General features: G+C 71.5%; 17 protein-coding genes and 1 tRNA gene. 7 read left to right on the forward strand and 11 right to left on the reverse strand.

Going from position 1 to position 16405, the window contains the following annotated elements:
* Window positions 1-6: 6 nt before the first annotated feature.
* The 3 genes from ACLBX8_RS24775 to ACLBX8_RS24785 are packed head-to-tail and all read right to left on the reverse strand — an operon-like array spanning window position 7 to window position 2386.
* A complete protein-coding gene (locus ACLBX8_RS24775) occupies window positions 7-279 on the reverse strand; it encodes a hypothetical protein (protein ID WP_100253168.1) in 273 nt (90 codons plus the stop codon).
* A 53-nt stretch (window positions 280-332) separates the two neighbouring features.
* A complete protein-coding gene (locus ACLBX8_RS24780) occupies window positions 333-1598 on the reverse strand; it encodes a class I SAM-dependent RNA methyltransferase (RefSeq protein WP_447715866.1) in 1266 nt (421 codons plus the stop codon).
* The gene (locus ACLBX8_RS24785; RefSeq protein WP_447715867.1) at window positions 1595-2386 is read right to left on the reverse strand and encodes a TlyA family RNA methyltransferase; all 792 of its coding nucleotides are present in this window, start codon (window positions 2384-2386) and stop codon (window positions 1595-1597) included. Before ACLBX8_RS24785 ends, ACLBX8_RS24780 begins: the two co-directional genes overlap by 4 nt.
* Before the next feature lie 109 nt (window positions 2387-2495).
* Between ACLBX8_RS24785 and ACLBX8_RS24790 the strand changes: the two genes are divergently transcribed.
* Window positions 2496-3035 carry a superoxide dismutase family protein gene (locus ACLBX8_RS24790; protein WP_056526253.1) on the forward strand — a complete coding sequence of 180 codons (540 nt, stop codon included), beginning with the start codon at window positions 2496-2498 and terminating at the stop codon, window positions 3033-3035.
* On the opposite strand, the gene ACLBX8_RS24795 is transcribed toward ACLBX8_RS24790, so the two are convergent.
* The 4 genes from ACLBX8_RS24795 to ACLBX8_RS24810 form a co-directional block, all read right to left on the reverse strand.
* Window positions 3028-3480, reverse strand: coding sequence for an acyl-CoA thioesterase (locus ACLBX8_RS24795; RefSeq protein WP_020095626.1), 453 nt, complete (start codon window positions 3478-3480; stop codon window positions 3028-3030). The genes ACLBX8_RS24790 and ACLBX8_RS24795 overlap by 8 nt on opposite strands.
* Before the next feature lie 26 nt (window positions 3481-3506).
* Window positions 3507-3644 (reverse strand): hypothetical protein, encoded by a 138-nt coding sequence (locus ACLBX8_RS24800; RefSeq protein ID WP_165923092.1) that lies wholly within the window; start codon window positions 3642-3644, stop codon window positions 3507-3509.
* A 149-nt stretch (window positions 3645-3793) separates the two neighbouring features.
* Window positions 3794-4063: a hypothetical protein gene (locus ACLBX8_RS24805; protein ID WP_447715868.1), complete on the reverse strand. Its 270-nt coding sequence runs from the start codon at window positions 4061-4063 to the stop codon at window positions 3794-3796.
* A 162-nt stretch (window positions 4064-4225) separates the two neighbouring features.
* Entirely contained in the window at window positions 4226-4411 is a 186-nt protein-coding gene (locus ACLBX8_RS24810; protein ID WP_026605317.1) for a YegP family protein, read from the reverse strand.
* Window positions 4412-4639: 228 nt separating this feature from the next.
* On the opposite strand from ACLBX8_RS24810, the gene ACLBX8_RS24815 reads away from it, so the two are divergent.
* Window positions 4640-6778 (forward strand): molybdopterin-containing oxidoreductase family protein, encoded by a 2139-nt coding sequence (locus tag ACLBX8_RS24815; RefSeq protein ID WP_447715869.1) that lies wholly within the window; start codon window positions 4640-4642, stop codon window positions 6776-6778.
* A 170-nt stretch (window positions 6779-6948) separates the two neighbouring features.
* On the opposite strand, the gene ACLBX8_RS24820 is transcribed toward ACLBX8_RS24815, so the two are convergent.
* The 3 genes from ACLBX8_RS24820 to ACLBX8_RS24830 form a co-directional block, all read right to left on the reverse strand.
* Window positions 6949-8499, reverse strand: coding sequence for a DEAD/DEAH box helicase (locus ACLBX8_RS24820; RefSeq protein ID WP_020095631.1), 1551 nt, complete (start codon window positions 8497-8499; stop codon window positions 6949-6951).
* Window positions 8500-9152: 653 nt separating this feature from the next.
* A tRNA-Leu gene (locus ACLBX8_RS24825) sits at window positions 9153-9237 on the reverse strand.
* Between the two features lie 118 nt (window positions 9238-9355).
* Complete coding sequence (locus ACLBX8_RS24830; RefSeq protein WP_020095633.1) at window positions 9356-9661, reverse strand: FliM/FliN family flagellar motor switch protein; 306 nt, start codon at window positions 9659-9661, stop codon at window positions 9356-9358.
* Between the two features lie 89 nt (window positions 9662-9750).
* On the opposite strand from ACLBX8_RS24830, the gene lipB reads away from it, so the two are divergent.
* Window positions 9751-10482, forward strand: coding sequence for a lipoyl(octanoyl) transferase LipB (lipB, locus tag ACLBX8_RS24835; protein ID WP_447700596.1), 732 nt, complete (start codon window positions 9751-9753; stop codon window positions 10480-10482).
* Window positions 10483-10630: 148 nt separating this feature from the next.
* On the opposite strand, the gene ACLBX8_RS24840 is transcribed toward lipB, so the two are convergent.
* A complete protein-coding gene (locus tag ACLBX8_RS24840; RefSeq protein ID WP_447715870.1) occupies window positions 10631-12754 on the reverse strand; it encodes a carbohydrate porin in 2124 nt (707 codons plus the stop codon).
* 353 nt (window positions 12755-13107) lie between these two features.
* Between ACLBX8_RS24840 and ACLBX8_RS24845 the strand changes: the two genes are divergently transcribed.
* The 4 genes from ACLBX8_RS24845 to ACLBX8_RS24860 are packed head-to-tail and all read left to right on the forward strand — an operon-like array spanning window position 13108 to window position 16345.
* Window positions 13108-13671 (forward strand): iron transporter, encoded by a 564-nt coding sequence (locus tag ACLBX8_RS24845; RefSeq protein WP_020095636.1) that lies wholly within the window; start codon window positions 13108-13110, stop codon window positions 13669-13671.
* Window positions 13672-13688: 17 nt separating this feature from the next.
* A complete protein-coding gene (locus tag ACLBX8_RS24850; RefSeq protein WP_447683352.1) occupies window positions 13689-14039 on the forward strand; it encodes a cupredoxin domain-containing protein in 351 nt (116 codons plus the stop codon).
* The gene (locus tag ACLBX8_RS24855; protein WP_447700598.1) at window positions 14036-15469 is read left to right on the forward strand and encodes a 4Fe-4S binding protein; all 1434 of its coding nucleotides are present in this window, start codon (window positions 14036-14038) and stop codon (window positions 15467-15469) included. Before ACLBX8_RS24850 ends, ACLBX8_RS24855 begins: the two co-directional genes overlap by 4 nt.
* 51 nt (window positions 15470-15520) lie before the next feature.
* The gene (locus ACLBX8_RS24860; RefSeq protein ID WP_042672594.1) at window positions 15521-16345 is read left to right on the forward strand and encodes an FTR1 family iron permease; all 825 of its coding nucleotides are present in this window, start codon (window positions 15521-15523) and stop codon (window positions 16343-16345) included.
* The last annotated feature ends 60 nt before the right edge of the window (window positions 16346-16405 follow it).

A 16405-nucleotide genomic window follows, 5' to 3' on the forward strand; every position in this document is an offset into this window, starting at 1 on the left:
CCGATCTCAGTTGCAGCCGTCGCAGATGCTGCCTTCGATCTTGTCGGTCAGAGCGCGCTCGCGCCGCCGCTGCTCCGGGGTCGGCACCTCGCCGGGGCCGAGGGACGTGCCGGGCGGCTTGGTGACGCCGAGGCTGTTGGTGTTCGGCGCCGTGATGGTCGAGGCCGGGCCGCCGCCCGTGCCGGTCTGGTCGGGCGCTCGCGTCTGCGCCGCGAGCGGGGTGATGAGGGCGAGGCTCAGCGCACCGAGCGTCGCGGTACCGAGGAATCCGCGGATCATGGAAGGTCTCCCGTCGCCGGGAGAACGGGAAACGTGGCCGCCGGTTGCGTGGCCTAGCGCCGCCGCGCGGGCTCGCGCCGGAACACCCCGACCATCTCGACATGGCCCGAATGGCGGAACTGGTCGACCGGCGTGACGGTCTCCAGCCGGTAACCGCCGGCGACCAGCGTCGCCGCGTCCCGCGCGAAGGTTCCGGCGTCGCAGGCGATGCCGATCACCAGGGGCACGCGGGCGGCGGCGAGCTGGCGGGCCTGAGCCTCCGCGCCGGCCCGGGGCGGGTCGAACACCACCGCGTCGAAGGCGTCGAGCTCGGGGGGCAGCAGGGGCCGGCGGAACAGGTCGCGGCGCTCGCTGCTGATCTTGCGCAGGCCCGCGGCGGCGCGCGCGGCCCGCTCGAGGCCCGCGAGGGCCGCGGCATCGGATTCGACGGCGTGGACCGCGGCCGTCCGGGCGATCGCCAGCGTCAGCGGCCCGCAGCCCGCGAACAGGTCGGCGACGCGCCGGATGCGGGGGCCGAGGGCCGCCAGGGTCAGGTCGCAGAGCGTCGCCTGACCGGCCGCGGTCGCCTGCAGGAAGCCGCCGGGGGCCGGGTAGAGGCGCGTCGCCGCGGCGGGGCCGTCCGCCGTGACCGAGACCGGCTCGGCCTCCATCAGGCGCTCGCCGTGCAGGGAGAGCCGGGCGAGGCCGAGTTCGCCGGCGATCCGCACCAGTGCGGCGCCGACGCCGGCGCTGACCGGTCCGTGACCGCGCAGGTCGACGTCCAGGCCCTGGTCGGTGGCCGTCACGGCGACGTCGAGGGGCTTGCGCCCGTGGCCCAGCGGGGCGGCGAGGCGGCGCGCGACCTCCGGGGCCGGGTGGAGCGCCGGCACGGTGATCGGGCAATGGTCGATCGGCACCAGCGCGTGGCTGCGCGCCGCCATCAGCCCGGCCTCGGCCCGGCCGCCGATCTCGCGCACGTGCAGGGTAAGGCGGCGGCGGCCCGCCCCGTGGGCGTCGATCGCCGGACCGGGCGTCACATCGAGGCGCGCCTGGGACAGGGCCTGGGCGACGAGGTCGCGCTTCCAGGCGAGCTCCGCTTCCCGCGCCAGGTGCTGGGTGCGGCAGCCGCCGCAGCGCATGTAGTAGGGGCAGAACGGCTCCACCCGGTCGGGAGAGGCCTGCGCGACGCCGAGCAGCGCGGCGCGTCGCGCCTCGCGGCGGATCTCCGCGCGCTCCCCGGGAAGCGTGTAGGGCACCGGGGTGCCGTCCGCGGCGATCCCGTCGCCGCGGGCGCCGAGCCCCCGGATCGTGACCGTCTCGCTATCTGTTGTCTCGCTCACCGCAACCTCGCGCCGATCAGGAACTCGGCGTTGCCGTCGCCGCCCGGCACCGGCGAGTCGATCAGGCCCAGGATCGCGGCGCCGAGCCCCTCCAGGGTCCCGCGGACGGCCGCGCAGACCTCGGCGTGGACCGCCGGATCGCGCACGAGCCCGCCGCGGCCGACCCGGGTGCGGCCGGCCTCGAATTGCGGCTTGATCAGCGCGACGATCGCCGATCCCGGCCTCAGCAGGCCCGGGAGGACCGGCAGCACGAGGCGCAGGCCGATGAAGCTCACGTCCACGCTCGCCAGCTCGGGGGGCGGCACGAGGGCGTCCGCGCCGAGGTCGCGGATGTCGGTGCCCTCGCGGTTGGTCACGCGCGGGTCCCCGGCGAGGCGCGGATGGAGCTGCCCCCGGCCCACGTCGAGGGCGTGGACGTGGCGCGCCCCGCGGGCGAGCAGCACGTCGGTGAAGCCGCCCGTCGAGGCGCCGACGTCGAGGGCGACGCGGCCGGCCGGATCGACGCCGAACGCGTCCAGCGCGGCGGCGAGCTTGAGGCCGCCGCGGGACGCGTAGGGATGCTCGGCTTCCGCCTCGACCCGCGCGCCCGGGGCGATCGGGTCCGAGGCGCGCGCGAGCGGGCGCCCGTCGACCCGCACGAGCCCGGCACGGATCGCCGCCTGGGCCCGGGCCCGGCTCTCGAAATGGCCGTGCGCCACGAGGTACAGGTCGGCGCGCCGCGGCGCAGGGTTCTCCGCGGGATCGTCCGCGGGGGACGCGCGGTCCGGGCTGGTCCGGTCTCGGGTCATCGGGGCTTCGTGCGGTTCCGGCAGGTCTGCGGCGGAGGTTTCGGGCCGCCGCCCTGTCGAAGGCCGGCGCGCTCCCTAACTAGACCGGGCCGGAAAGGAGAGCCACCGCATGACCCGCACCCTGCCGCTGCTCGTATTGCTCGGGACCGCCGCCGCCGGCGGCGCCCTGGCACAGGAGCCTCCCAAGGAGGCGGCCAAACCGGCAGAGACCTACACGGCGCCGATCAAGAACGCGAAGGGCGACCCGATCGGCACGCTGGCGATCCGCGACGGGGCGAATGCCCTGGTCCTGCGCGTGACGATCCAGCCCGGCGGCCTACCGCCCGGCTGGCACGGGATGCATTTCCACGCCGTGGGCGACTGCTCGGACCCGAAGTTCATGAACTCCAAGGCGCACGTGAACCACGACCAGAGCAAGCACGGGCTGCTCAACGCGGAGGGCCCCGACGAGGGCGACCTGCCGAACCTCTACGCGGCGCAGGACGGCTCGGCCAATGCCGAGGTCTCCAGCGAGACGCCGCTGAACGGTGAGGGCGGCCTGAAGGACGGGGACGGCGCGGCGCTGATCATCCACGCCAACGAGGACGACCACAACACCCAGCCGATCGGCGGCGCCGGCGACCGCGTCGCCTGCGGGGTGATCAAGTAGTCGTCGCGGACGGGGACGGCACGGCCGGCGGGATCTGCCGCGGCCGGCCGTCCTCGTCGATGGCCACGAAGGTGAAGGTGGCCTGCGTGACCCGCTCGCGAACCTGGGTGCAGAACCGCCGTGCCCAGGCCTCGACCTCGATCTTCATCGAGGTCCGGCCGACATGCGATACCCGGGTGTAGACGCACAGCACGTCGCCGACCCGGACCGGCCGGATGAAGGTCATCGATTCCAGCGCCACGGTGACCACCCGGCCCTGCGCCCGGTCGACGCCCGCGATGCCGCCGGCCTGGTCCATCTGCGACAGCACCCAGCCGCCGAAGATGTCGCCGTTGGCGTTGGTGTCGGCCGGCATGGCGATGGTGCGCACCGTGAGATCGCCCTTGGGCAGATCGACCTCAGCGGGCGGCGCGCCTCCGGCCGGTGAGAGTGCGACGTGCTGCATGCCGTCCATCCGCCCCCCGCACGCCGTCAGGACATCACGCCGGCGAGCTTGAGCCCCGCCGCCAGCAGAACGGCGACCGCGCTCAGGATGCATTCGAGCGGGATGGATTGCCAGAGGTCCGGCGTCGCCGCCGCGGGCTCGGCGCGTTGCGCGATATCGTTCATCGGGCTTCCTCTCGGGCGCGCCGATCTGCCGTCGGCGGTCCCGCTCCCGGCACGATAAAGCAAGGCTCGCGGTCGCGCACCCCGAATCGGGGTGTGAAAGAGCCCGGCGGCTCGCTGGAGCCGCCGGGCCGGTCAGGTCGGAGAGCCGATCAGTAGTAGAACCGACGGCGCCAGTAGGGATGACGGTAGTAGGGCCGCGGGCCGTAGTAGAACCGGCGGCCGTAGTACGGGCGGCGCCAGTAGGGCCGCGGGCCGTAGAACCGGCGACGGTAGTAGTACTGGGCCTTCTCGGCCACCGCCGGCGCGGCTTCGGCGGGCAGAGCCAGCCCCGGGCCGATGGGCGCGGCGGACGCGCCCTGCGGCGCCGCGGCCGCGAAGCCCAGCGCCAGCAGGGCCGCGAGCAGGAATTTCCTCAGCACGGTCTCGACTCCCTTTGTGTCATTCGTCCTGGTCGACGAACCGCGCAGGGCGACGGGCTCCGCTCGGTCCGAACCGCTGCAACGCGTGGGCGAGCGGAAGCGTTGCAGCTTAACCGCTGCGACGTTTCGGACAGGGTTGATCGCAGGTTGAGACGCGCGGGGTCAGGCGATCTTCGTCGTCATGTCCTCGATGCGCGCCTCGGCGCTCTGACGCACCAGCGCGATGCCGTGCTCGCAATCCTCGCGGCGGACATAGCCTTCGCCCGAATCGGCGATCACCTCGCCGTTGCGCGCCCGCAGGCGCCAGCGCCACTCGCCCTTGGCGTCCCGGTAGAGTTCGAACCGCATGTCGCAGGCCCCCGCTTCGTCCATCCCTCAGATGGGGGCGCGCCCGCGCAAGGGAAGGCGGGGCGGTGAGGGCGCCGCGGGGCGGACGGGCCACCGAGCGGCGGGCGTGCGCGATCGGCCGCCGGGATTCGAGTTAGAATTTTTCTTCCTCTCATTGTACGCTCCGCCCACCGGGAGCCGGGACGCCTGAACAATAACGGGACGCCCGCGGCCGGTGAGGGAGAGAGCATGAACGAGATCGTCCAGCCCGAGGCCTACTCGGAGGTCTTCTACGGAGGCTGCCCGCACGATTGCCCCGACACGTGCTCGATGCTGTTCGAGGTGAAGGGCGGCGAGCTCCTGAGCGTGCGCGGCAACCCGGACCACCCGATGACCCGCGGCGGTCTCTGCGTGAAGCTGAAGGACTACGAGAAGCGCCACTACCACCCGGACCGGCTGCTCTACCCGATGAAGCGGGTCGGCCCGAAGGGCTCGAAGCAGTTCGAGCGGATCACCTGGGACGAGGCGCTGGACACCATCGTCACCCGCTGGAAGGCGATCATCGACCAGTACGGGCCGCAGGCCATCGCGCCCTACAGCTACCTCGGCAACCAGGGCCTCGTGCACGGGCTGAACGGCGGCGACGCGTTCTTCAACCGCATGGGCGCCACCGTCACCGAGCGCACCTTCTGCGGCGAGGGCTCGTGCACGGCTTGGCTCCTCACCGTCGGCCCGACCGCGGGCCTCGACCCGGACAGCTACATCCACTCCAAGTACATCGTGATCTGGGCCTGCAACTCGGTCAGCACCAACCTGCACCACTGGGCGATCGTGAAGGACGCCCAGAAGCAGGGCGCCAAGGTCGTCGTGATCGACGCCTACGCGTCCCGCACCGCCAAGGCCGCCGACTGGCACATCGCGCCGAAGCCCGGCACCGACGGCGCGCTCGCCATGGCGCTGATCAACTCGATCATCGAACAGGGCCTCGTCGACCAGGACTACGTCGACAACCACACCGTCGGCTTCGCGGAGCTGAAGGAGCGGGCCAGCACGCGCACGCCCGAATGGGCCGCGGCGATCACCGGCGTCTCCGCCGACGACATCCGGAAGCTCGCCCGCGAGATGGCGACCGAGCAGCCGGTGGGCATCCGCATCGGCGTGGCGCTGGAGCGGCACTACGGCGGCGGCCAGACCATCCGGGCGGTGACCTGCATCCCGGCGCTGACCGGCGCGTGGCGCCATGTCGGCGGCGGCATCACGCAGTTCGGCGTCTGGGAGCATCCCTACAAGTTCGACGTCATCTGCCGCCCGGACCTGATCCCGGAGGGCACCCGGGTCGTCTCCAACCTGCAGATCGGCCGGGCGCTTACCGGCGAGATGCAGCTCGATCCGCCGATCATGTCGATGATGTGCTGGAACTCGAACCCCGTGACGCAGGCGCCCGAGACCGACAAGATCGTCGAGGGGCTGATGCGCGAGGACCTGTTCATGGTCTCGGCCGAGCACTTCATCTCGGACACGGCCTCCTACGCTGACATCCTGCTGCCGGCCACGATGGGCGCCGAGATGGAGGACATGATCCTCTCCTGGGGGCACCTCTACCTGACCTACAACACCAAGTGCGCCGAGGCGCCGGGCGAGGCGATCCCCAACAACGAGATCTTCCGCCGGCTGGCCGCCCGGCTCGGCTTCGAGGAGGAGAACTTCAAATGGAGCGACAGCGAGTGCCTTGAGCACTACGTCGACTGGTCATCGCCGGCCTGCGAGGGCATCGACCTCCAGTACATGCGCGAGCACGGCTTCGCCCGGCTCAAGGTCGGCACGCCGGACGACCGGGCGCCGCACCGGGAGGGGAACTTCCCGACACCGACCGGCAAGTGCATGCTGAAGGTCGAGGGCGCCACGAACTTCGTCGCCCCGCCGTTCCGGCAGATGTACGAGGGCTTCCAGCCCGGCGAGGCGCTCGACCCGCTGCCGGACTACCTCGGCCCGCGCGAGTCGCACACGAACGATCCCGAACTCGCCAAGCGCTACCCGCTCAACATCGTCTCGCCCAAGAGCCACTACTTCCTGAACTCCTGCTACGCCAACATGGAGGACAAGCAGAAGGGCCAGGGCGAGCAGTTCGTGATGATCAGCCAAGCCGACGCCGACGCGCGCGGCATCCGGGACGGCGACCGGGTCCAGGTCGCCAACGACCGCGGCGCCTTCAAGGGCGTGGCCCGCATCACCGACGACGTGAAGGCCGGGATCGTGGTGGCGACGCTGGGCTACTGGCGGCAGCTCAACGAGGGCACGGTGAACAGCATCTCGTCCGGCGCCTTCACCGATATGGGCCACGCGCCCTCGTTCTCCGACAACCTCGTCGAGGTCTCACGGGCGAACTGAACGGCTCCGCGCGCGGCGATCCGCTCACGATCGCCGCGCCGGGTTCACACAGAGGGTCGAGCCGTCATCCGGTTGCGGTTTCGCCGCTCGTCCGGCGCGGTCGCCGGAAACGAAGCCGCCCGGGACGGATCCGTCCCGGGCGGCTCGATTTTCACTCAGGCCATCTTCGCTCAGGAACGGGGCGCCCGCTCCAGCCAGCCGATGCTGCGACCCTCGCCGCCGCCACCGCCGCTGCGCGGACGGGCATCGGCGCGCTGGGGCCGGGCGTCGCGGCTCGGGCGACCCTGATTCGGGCGCTCGCCCTGCGGGCGGGCGGGCCGGTCCGCGCGGGCGTCGCGGCCCTGCGGGGCGTGGCCGCGATTGTCACCGCGGTTGTCGCCGCGGCCGTCCTGGGGTCGGCCCTGCCGGGGCGCGCCCTGGCCGGGACCGCCGAAGCCGCGGCCGCCCTCGGGTCGGCCCTGCTGGGGACGGCCCTGCTGCTGCCGGGGCCGCTGGCCCTGGCGGCCGCCGCCGGGGCGCTGCTGCGGACGCTCGGGCCGGCGCTCCTCCTCGCGGGCGATCTCGGCCGCCTCCTGGCGGGACGGCGGGGTGAAGCCCTCGGGGAAGCCCGCCACCGGGACCTTCTGCCGGGTCACGCGCTCGATGTCGCGCAGGTAGGCTTTCTCCTCATCGTTGCAGAACGAGATGGCGAGGCCGTCGGCGCCGGCGCGGGCCGTCCGGCCGATCCGGTGGACGTAGCTCTCCGGCACGTTCGGCAGGTCGAAGTTGACCACGTGGCTCACGCCCTCGACGTCGATGCCACGGGCCGCGATGTCGGTGGCGACCAGGACCCGGCAGGAGCCGTCCTTGAAGGCGGCCAGCGCCCGCTCGCGCTGGGGCTGGCTCTTGTTGCCGTGGATCGCGGCGGCCGCGATGCCGACCTTGTCGAGGCCGCGCACGACCCGGTCCGCCCCGTGCTTGGTCCGGGTGAAGACGAGCACGCGCTCGATCGCCGGATCGCGCAGGATGTGCCCCAGCAGCGCCTGCTTGGCGCCGGTATGGACGAAGATCACCTCCTGCTCGACCCGCTCGGCCGTGGTGGCGACCGGCGTCACCGCGACCTGGACCGGATCGGTGAGATACTGGGACGCCAGCCCCGCGATGTTCTTGGGCATGGTGGCCGAGAAGAACAGGCTCTGGCGCTTCTGCGGCAGCATCTTCACGATGCGCTTGAGGGCGTGGATGAAGCCGAGATCGAGCATCTGGTCGGCCTCGTCGAGGACGAGGATCTCGACGCCCTCCAGGGTCAGCGAGCGGCGGTCGACGAGGTCGATCAGCCGGCCGGGGGTGGCGACGAGGACGTCGACGCCCGGCGCCAGCGCCCGCTCCTGGCGGCTGATGGTGACGCCGCCGAACACCACCGTCGTGGTGTAGGACAGGTGCCGGCCGTAATCGGTGAACGATTCGGCGATCTGGTTGGCGAGCTCGCGGGTCGGCGAGAGCACCAGCACCCGACAGCCGCGGCGCGGGGCGCGGCGGTCCGAGAGCGAGAGGCGGTGCAGGATCGGCAGCGCGAAGGCCGCGGTCTTGCCGGTGCCGGTCTGGGCGATGCCGCAGAGGTCGCGGCCCGCCATGGCCGGCGGGATCGCCTGGGCCTGGATCGGGGTCGGCGCGACGTAGCCGGCCTCGCTGAGCGCCCGCAGCACGGGCTGGGCGAGGCCGAAATCGGTGAATTGGGTCAAGGATGTATCCGATGCAGCAGGGCCGGCCGGGCACCTCGCGTCGCTCGCGAGCTGTGCCGTGTATGGGCCGGTCCGTTGGCAGGGGGCAGCCCGCGTGATGGGGCGGCCCGGGTGCATGCACGTTATGAAGAGGGGGGCCGGATCACGCCGGGGAGGCGCCCGATCCGTCACGCAGCCCCCTCATGCGGGCCGTTGCGGCCGCTGACGCTGCGTCGCCGATATGCGTGTGTGCGGTTGCGAAGTCAATGCGGGGCCGGAGCAGGGCCGGGTTGCGGCCCGCTCAGGCTGGGCGCCGCGCGTCCCGATGGAGCGCCACCGTCGCGGCGGAGATGGAGCCGCGTCCCGCTCGAGGATTCCTGTCGGTTCAAGGACCGCCACGGCCTGACCCCGCACGAGTACGTCGAAGCCGCCGTGCTGGGGCGTCCGGCGCTCCGTCGGCTCGCTGACCGATCCTGTAACGTCCCGGCGCGGAATGATGCGGGCGGTCCTCGCGCAGCCCCTGGTCGGGCGCAGGCGCCCGGGCAGGCGTGCGAGCGGCACGCGAGTCCCAACCCGGAGCGCAAGTTCAGATGATGGTATGTCGTGATCGGCGGCGCACCGCCCTGTCATGCACCACATCCGGGTTGCCGCAGGTCCGGTCAACCGAAACAATGTGGTGCGGCCAAGAGGACTCGAACCTCCACCCCTCTCGGGACTAGCACCTCAAGCTAGCGCGTCTACCAATTCCGCCATGGCCGCATCGGACGCGAAGACCGGTCCGTTCGCCCGACCGTCGCGCGCCGCGGGAGAACCCGGGGCCGCTTTCGTGTCGCGCGGCGCAGCGGATAACAGATCGTCCGGCCGCCGACAAGCGCAGTCACGGGGAATCGTAGCCGCCCTCCAGGAAAGGCGCCGCGCCGTCGCCGATGCTGACGCCCGGCTCGACGATCGAGGCCGCCTTGCGGATCAGCTCGGTCACCTCCACGGAGATGCGGTCGCCCGTCACCACGATCTGCCCGCGCGCGATCGGGTGGTCGTTGGCCAGGATCTCGACCATGTCGCTGTCGCTGGCTTCGAGCTCGATCACGGCGCCGCGGCCCATCCGGAGGAGCATGTGCAGCGGCATGCGGGCCCGGCCCAGCACCACCGTCAGATCGACCTTCAGGGTCTCGAAGACCGCCACCGTCCGCCATCCCGTCTCGCAGCCGGAACCTTGCAACCGCCGGCCGCGGATGTTGAAGGCTTCGACCATCGACGCAGGATGGTGAACTCTTGGTAAACGCGCCCCGCCTCACGGTCAGCCCGCCCGCCTTCCCGAAGCGGCCCGGCACCGATCCGGTCGCCGGCCCGGTGGGCTGGCGCGTGAGCGACGCGGCAGTGGATTACGCCGCCGCCCTCGCCTGGATGGAGGCGCGCGCGGAGGCGATCGCCCGCGGCGCGGCGCCCGAATGCGTCTGGCTGCTGGAACACCCGCCGCTCTACACGGCGGGCACGTCGGCCCGGCCGGAGGATCTCGTCGCGCCGGACCGGTTCCCGGTCCACGCGACGGGGCGGGGCGGGCAGTATACCTATCACGGCCCCGGCCAGCGGGTGGCCTACGTGATGCTCGACCTTGACCGGCGCAGCCGCGACCTGCGCGCCTACGTGGCGAGCCTGGAGGCGTGGCTGATCGAGACGCTGGCCGCCTTCAACGTCCGCGCCGAGCGCCGCGAGGACCGGGTCGGCGTCTGGGTGCGCCGGTCCGAGAAGGGGCCCGGCGTCGAAGACAAGATCGCGGCGATCGGCATCCGGGTCCGCCGCTGGGTCAGCTTCCACGGCATCAGCCTGAACGTGGAGCCCGACCTCGCGCATTTCGACGGGATCGTGCCGTGCGGCGTCCGGGAGCACGGCGTGACAAGCCTCGTCGACCTCGGCCTGCCGGTGAGCATGGCCGAGGTCGACATGCAGCTCCGCGCCGCCTTCGAGGCGATCTTCGGGGCGACCGCGATCGAGGCGGCGGAGTGAGCAGGGCTGCGCCATCGGGCGATGCCGCCGTCGTCGCGAGCGCAGCGACCCAGGGGGCGTGTCGTCCGGAGCCCGGACCGGATCGCTTCGCTCGCGAATACGCATAGCGTCCGAACGCTCCGGCCGGAGGCCGTCTCACCGGCGCCGATCAGAAATCGGCGTGCAGCCGCGAGGCGAAGAAGTGCGCCGGCCCGCGGTCGCGATTGTATCCGGGATTGTCGATGAACTGGTAGTCGAAGGTCAGGGTGACGAACTTCGTGAGGTTCAGGGCGTAGTAGGTCTCCAGCGCGCGCTCGGTGCCGTAGTTGAGACGCCCGTCGCCGATCAGCAGCCCGAGATAGCCGGCCGCGAAGGCGGCCCGGTGCGAGGGCGAGAGCCCGTTCATTGCGGCGCCGATGCCGACCGTGTCGTCGGGGCGGTCCCAGGCCTTGCCCTTCAGCGACAGGCCGCCGGAGAAGCTCCGGTCGATGTCGGTGAACGAGATGTTCTCGGTGCGCCCGTCGTTCAGGCTCGCCCGGGCGAACAGCCCGAGTTCGGGCGTCAGCGCCTGCTCCAGGTTGATGTAGCCGCCGGTCTTGCGGCGGGGGCGGCGGGTCGCCGCGACGGCGTCGTTGATGTCGTCGAACAGGCCGAGCTGCGTCAGGGTGACGATGTCGCGGTTGTTGGCCGAGACGCCGACATTCGAGAACAGCCCGATGCGGATCTTGCCGGGCTGATCGAGCCAGGGGAGGACGTGGCGCTCCTCGAACTCGACGTTCAGCCCGGCGCGCCGGAACACCCGCGGGTCGAGCACGTCGCTCGACGGCTCCTTGGGCACCTGCGTGTAGGCGGCGCGGATCGCGAACTCGGGCCGGTTGTACTCGGCGTAGACGCCCTGCGTGAAGCCCGGGAGATTGGCCGGGAAATCCCAGGCCGAGGCACCCCAGAGCGACCAGTTGAAGAAGTCCACGCGCGGGTCGTGCGCATAGATGTTGCCGTCGAAGAAGTCGCCCAGCGCGAACTTGCCGGCGATCAGCGTGATCCGCTCGGCGTCGTAGCGGGTGGCCACTTGGTTCGGGCCGTCCGGTACCTCGACGGTCTCGCCGCCCAGCCCGAAGGTCTGCTTCACGTAGTAGCGGTTCGAGCGCAGCTTCGGGAACGGGGCGCCGGCCTTCTGCGCCTCGCCGTTGACGAAGCCGGCGACGCCCAGCGTCCGCGACAGGCCGAAGCCCTGGCTGAACTCGGGATTGTAGTAGACCTCGGTGCTATCGGTGAGCTTGAGGCCGAGGAAGATCGTGGCCGTCGTGGTCTGCCGGGCCTGATGGGGGATCAGGCTCTGCGCGCCCTCGTAGGGCGAGCGGAAGCCGGGAACGCCCTGCGCGATCAGCGTCGTCTGGCCGTGGAGCGAGAAGCGGCCGGTATCGCCGTTGTCGGGATCGTGCGGGGCGGTCTCGTCCGGGTCCGGTGGGACCTTCAGCCCGTCCGGAAACCACATCAGCCGCGCGAACAGCTCGTTGGACGTGAAGCGCGCCCGGGTCGTGACCGGCCCGCCCGCGTCGCCGGGCACCGTGCCCAGCGGGAAGCGCCGGCTGCCTCCGAGATCGATGTAGCGGTAGTCGATGCCCAGCGCGAGGCTGTCGGTGATGGCGTACTGCACGCCCGCGCCGAGGGTGAAGCCGACGTAGCCGAGGTCCCGCCGCGCGGTGGTCTGGCCGCCCGTGTCGAGGTCCGGGTAAGTCGCCAGGATGCGCGCATTCGCCCCTGCGAGGCCGAAGGTGCCGTAGATCAGGTAGCGGTCGAAGCTATAGCCGAGCCGGGCGCGCAGGGTACCGTAGAGATCCGTCTTGGCGCGCACGATGTTGAAGGCCGGGTCCACGTCCGCGTAGCCGAAGCCCGCGATCGTCGAGGGGATGGGCCGCTTCAGATTCGCCGCGTCAAGACTCGCCTCGACGCCGTAGACCCACGGCCCGGCCTGCCAGTTCCAGCCGCCGAACAGGCCGCCGACCGCCGTCGTGGCGTTCTTGCCCTGGTCGCTGCGGCCGGTGGAATCGCCGCTCTTGAAGGCCGGGACCGGCCGGGCGCCGATCGTCGTCGGACCGAAATTGTAGGCGCCGTAGGACCCGCCGGCACTGCCCTCGAGGCCGACATAGCCCCCCGACCAGTCGGTGTAGGACGGCGCCTCGACTGGGCGCGGCGGGGAGATGTCGGCCGCCCGCGCGGCGGCGGGCGCCAGGAGAGGGACGGCCAGGACGAGCGCCGCAGTGCGGACCAGGGACACGGAACGGGATCTCATCCGACTCACAGAAAAGTATAGCATTTGCTAAAACGCGTCACGGGGCCGCGCAAGCCGGGTCGCGCGCTCGTGATCGCGGGCCATCGTGCGATCCATGGCCTTGCCGCCTCGCATCCTCGGTTCGTCGCATGGCACTGGCGTGACGATCCAGCCCGCGTTGGATTCGTCAAGATCCAGAGGGCATCGTACCGCGAATAGCTTCGTGAAAGTGCGTCGTGATCGACCTTTGGCGATGCAACGACATGCGAATACCGTAATGTCGATGCGGCTGACCGGCAGATTAGAATTGTTATTATTCGACTGTCGTGCGATTCCGGTTTGATCTTCCCGCGGCCTGGATTATGTGCGGTCGCATGCACGCCTCGCACATCCTCCCGGTTCTCCGCGGCCTCGCCGCGGCCTCGCTCCTGGCGTTCGCCGGTGCCGCGGCCGCCAAGGAGGTGCCGATCGGTCCGCACGTGACGCGCAACGGCCTGGAGGTTGCGGCCGTCTATCTGCAGCCGATCGAGATGGATCCGCCCGGCATGATGCGCGAGGCCGCCAAGTCGGACATCCACCTCGAGACCGATATCCGCGCCGCCAAGGACAACCGCAACGGCTTCGCGGAAGGGGACTGGGTGCCGGCGCTCGACGTCCGCTTCGAGGCGGTGAAGCTCGACGGCGACAAGCCCACCGACCAGACGGTGTCGGGCATGCTGATGCCGATGGTCGCCAATGACGGGCCGCATTACGGCGACAACGTCAAGCTGTTCGGCCCGGGTCGTTACCGTCTGAAGGTCACCGTCGCGCCCCCGGGCAAGGACAGCCATTTCGGCCGCCACGTCGACAAGGAGACGGGCGTCGGCCCGTGGTTCGAGCCCTTCGAGATCACCCAGGACTTCACCTTCGCCGGCGTCGGCAAGAAGGGCGCCTACTGAGAGTGCCGGAGCTGACCGTGTCCCGCCTGCCGCGCTCCCTCGTCCCAGCCATCCCGCTACTGCTGGTCGCCGCCGCGTCGGCCTCCGCGCCCGCGCGCGCCGACGACATGCCGGTCATCAAGGTGGAGATGCGCGACGGCGTGATCATCCCGACGGTGATCGAGGTTCCGGCCAACACCCGGTTCAAGCTCGAGATCTCGAACACCGGCCAGACGCCGGTGGAGTTCGAGAGCACGGAACTGCGCCGCGAGAAGGCGCTGGCCGCTGGCTCGACCTCGGCGATCGTGTTCCGCACCCTCGATGCCGGCACCTACCAGGTGTTCGACGATTTCCACCCGGAAGCGAAGGCGACCCTGGTGGCCAAATGAGCGCGTCCACGACAGCGCCCGGCTCCCTGGCCCTCGCCGACGTCACGCCGCGCCGGTCAGCGGTCGACGCGCGGCTCGCCCGGTTCGGCGACGCGCTGCGCCGGTACGGTTGGATCATCCGGTCCGTGCAGTGGCTGATCGTCGCCGTCTACGCGGTGCTGGTGATCGTGCCGGCCCTGCTGCCGCTGCCCGACAATGCCGCCCACATCTGGACCAACCTGACGCTCGCCGCGCAGTTCGCCTTCTGGGGGATCTGGTGGCCGTTCGTGCTGGTCAGCATGGTGCTGGTCGGCCGGGCCTGGTGCGGCGTGCTCTGCCCGGAGGGGGCCCTCAGCGAGTTCGCGAGCCGGTGGAGCCGCGGCTACGCCGTGCCGCGCTGGATCACCTGGCAGGGCTGGCCGTTCGTGGCCTTCGCGGGAACCACCGTCTACGGCCAGATGACCAGCGTCTACGGCTACCCGAAGCCGGTCCTCGCGGTGCTCGGCGGCTCCACCCTCGCGGCGATCGTGGTCGGGCTGCTGTACGGGCGCAACAAGCGCGTCTGGTGCCGCTACCTCTGCCCGGTCAACGGCGTCTTCGCGGTGCTGTCGAAGCTCGCGCCGGTGAGCTTCCAGGTCGACCGCGCTGCCTGGGCGGACTCGCCCAAGCCCGTCGGCGGCACCGAGTCCTTCAACTGCGCGCCCCTCGTGCCGGTCAAGACCATGCGCGGCGCGGGCGCCTGCCACATGTGCGGCCGCTGCAGCGGCCACCGCGGCGCCGTGCGCCTCGCCTTGCGCTCGCCCAATCACGAGATCGTCCACGTGGCCGGCGCGGAGCCCAGCCTCGACCAGACCATGCTGATCCTGTTCGGCATGCTGGCACTGGCGGTGGGCGCCTTCCAGTGGTCCTCGAGCCCCTGGTTCGTCGATGCCAAGCAATGGGCGGCCACGTGGCTCATCGATCGCGGGACGACGTGGCCCCTGGAGCACTCGGCGCCCTGGTTCGTGCTGACGAACTACCCCGACCGCAACGACGTCATGACGCTCCTCGACGGCGGGCTGCTGCTGGCCTACATCGGCGCCGCGACGATCGTCCTCGGGCTCGCTCTGTCGGGGATCGTGGCGCTCGCGACCCTGAGCCTCGGCGGCTGGTCGCTCCGGCGCTTCCACCACCTGACCCAGACGCTGATCCCGGTCGCGGGCTGCGGCGTGTTCCTGGGCCTGTCGGCGCTCACCGTGACGTTCCTGCGCGGCGACGGCATCGTGATCCCCTACGTGGCGGAGATCCGCGCGGGCCTGCTCGCCGGCGCCAGCCTGTGGAGCGTCTGGCTGGCCTGGCGGGTGGCGGGCCTCGCCGCCGGCGGCCTCCGCCGGGTGGCGGCCTCGGCCTGCATCGCCGGCGCGGCCGCCCTCTCGGTGGCCAACTGGGTGCTCCTGTTCTGGATCTGGTAGCGCGCGGTCCGCGCGCCGCGTCACACGACCTCACAAACCCTGGAGACCGCCATGATCGGCGCCTTCGTCATCGCCTTCCGCGAAGTCATCGAGGCGGGCCTCATCATCTCCATCGTGCTGGCCGCCACCCGCGGCATCCCGGGCCGGATGCGCTGGGTCCTGCTCGGCATCGCCGGCGGCCTCGCGGGCGCCGCCCTGGTGGCGCTGTTCGCCGAGAAGATCTCGGACGCGTTCGAGGGCAGCGGGCAGGACATCCTGAACGCCGCGGTCCTGATCGTCGCGGTGCTGCTGCTGATCTGGCACAACACCTGGATGAGCAAGCACGGCAAGGAGCTGGCGGGCGAACTGCGCGCCGCCGGCGCGGCGGTGCGCTCGGGCGAGCGGGAGGCGGCGGCCCTGTCGATCGTGATCGGCGCCGCGATCCTGCGCGAGGGGGCCGAGCTGGTCCTGTTCCTCTACGGCCTCGTGGCCTCGGGCACCTCGGGCGCCGACATCCAGTTCGGTGCGGTCGCCGGCATCGGCGCCGGCGCGCTCCTCTCGGCGGTGACCTATCTCGGGCTCGCCTCGATTCCGAGCCGTTACGTCTTCTCGGTGACCAGCGTCCTGATCATCTTCCTCGCGGCCGGCCTCGCCGCGCAGGCGGCGCAGTTCCTGGCGAATGCCGGCGTGGTCGAGGTCCTCGGCTACACCCTCTGGAACAGCTCCGGCGTGATCGCCGAGAATTCCTGGCCGGGCCGCGTCCTGCACGCCCTGGTCGGCTACACCGACCGGCCGACCGCCCTCCAGGGGCTGGTCTACGTCGCCACCATCGCGGTGATGGTCGGCCTGATGCAGTGGAGCGCCGCCGACAAGCGCCGCGCGGTGCGGCCGGCCTAGCTGCGACGGGCCTGCGGGCGGCGGGCATCGATCTCGCCGCCTCCACGGCGTCCGATTGCC

It is taken from the genome of Methylobacterium sp. D48H, assembly GCF_053345715.1.

Coding starts and splice junctions, on each gene's coding strand:
- ACLBX8_RS24775 (WP_100253168.1), bottom strand. CDS start 279: ATGATCCGCGGATTCCTCGGTACCGCGACGCTCGGTGCGCTGAGCCTC.
- ACLBX8_RS24785 (WP_447715867.1), bottom strand. CDS start 2,386: ATGACCCGAGACCGGACCAGCCCGGACCGCGCGTCCCCCGCGGACGAT.
- ACLBX8_RS24790 (WP_056526253.1), top strand. CDS start 2,496: ATGACCCGCACCCTGCCGCTGCTCGTATTGCTCGGGACCGCCGCCGCC.
- ACLBX8_RS24795 (WP_020095626.1), bottom strand. CDS start 3,480: ATGCAGCACGTCGCACTCTCACCGGCCGGAGGCGCGCCGCCCGCTGAG.
- ACLBX8_RS24800 (WP_165923092.1), bottom strand. CDS start 3,644: ATGAACGATATCGCGCAACGCGCCGAGCCCGCGGCGGCGACGCCGGAC.
- ACLBX8_RS24810 (WP_026605317.1), bottom strand. CDS start 4,411: ATGCGGTTCGAACTCTACCGGGACGCCAAGGGCGAGTGGCGCTGGCGC.
- ACLBX8_RS24815 (WP_447715869.1), top strand. CDS start 4,640: ATGAACGAGATCGTCCAGCCCGAGGCCTACTCGGAGGTCTTCTACGGA.
- ACLBX8_RS24840 (WP_447715870.1), bottom strand. CDS start 12,754: ATGAGATCCCGTTCCGTGTCCCTGGTCCGCACTGCGGCGCTCGTCCTG.
- ACLBX8_RS24845 (WP_020095636.1), top strand. CDS start 13,108: ATGCACGCCTCGCACATCCTCCCGGTTCTCCGCGGCCTCGCCGCGGCC.
- ACLBX8_RS24855 (WP_447700598.1), top strand. CDS start 14,036: ATGAGCGCGTCCACGACAGCGCCCGGCTCCCTGGCCCTCGCCGACGTC.
- ACLBX8_RS24860 (WP_042672594.1), top strand. CDS start 15,521: ATGATCGGCGCCTTCGTCATCGCCTTCCGCGAAGTCATCGAGGCGGGC.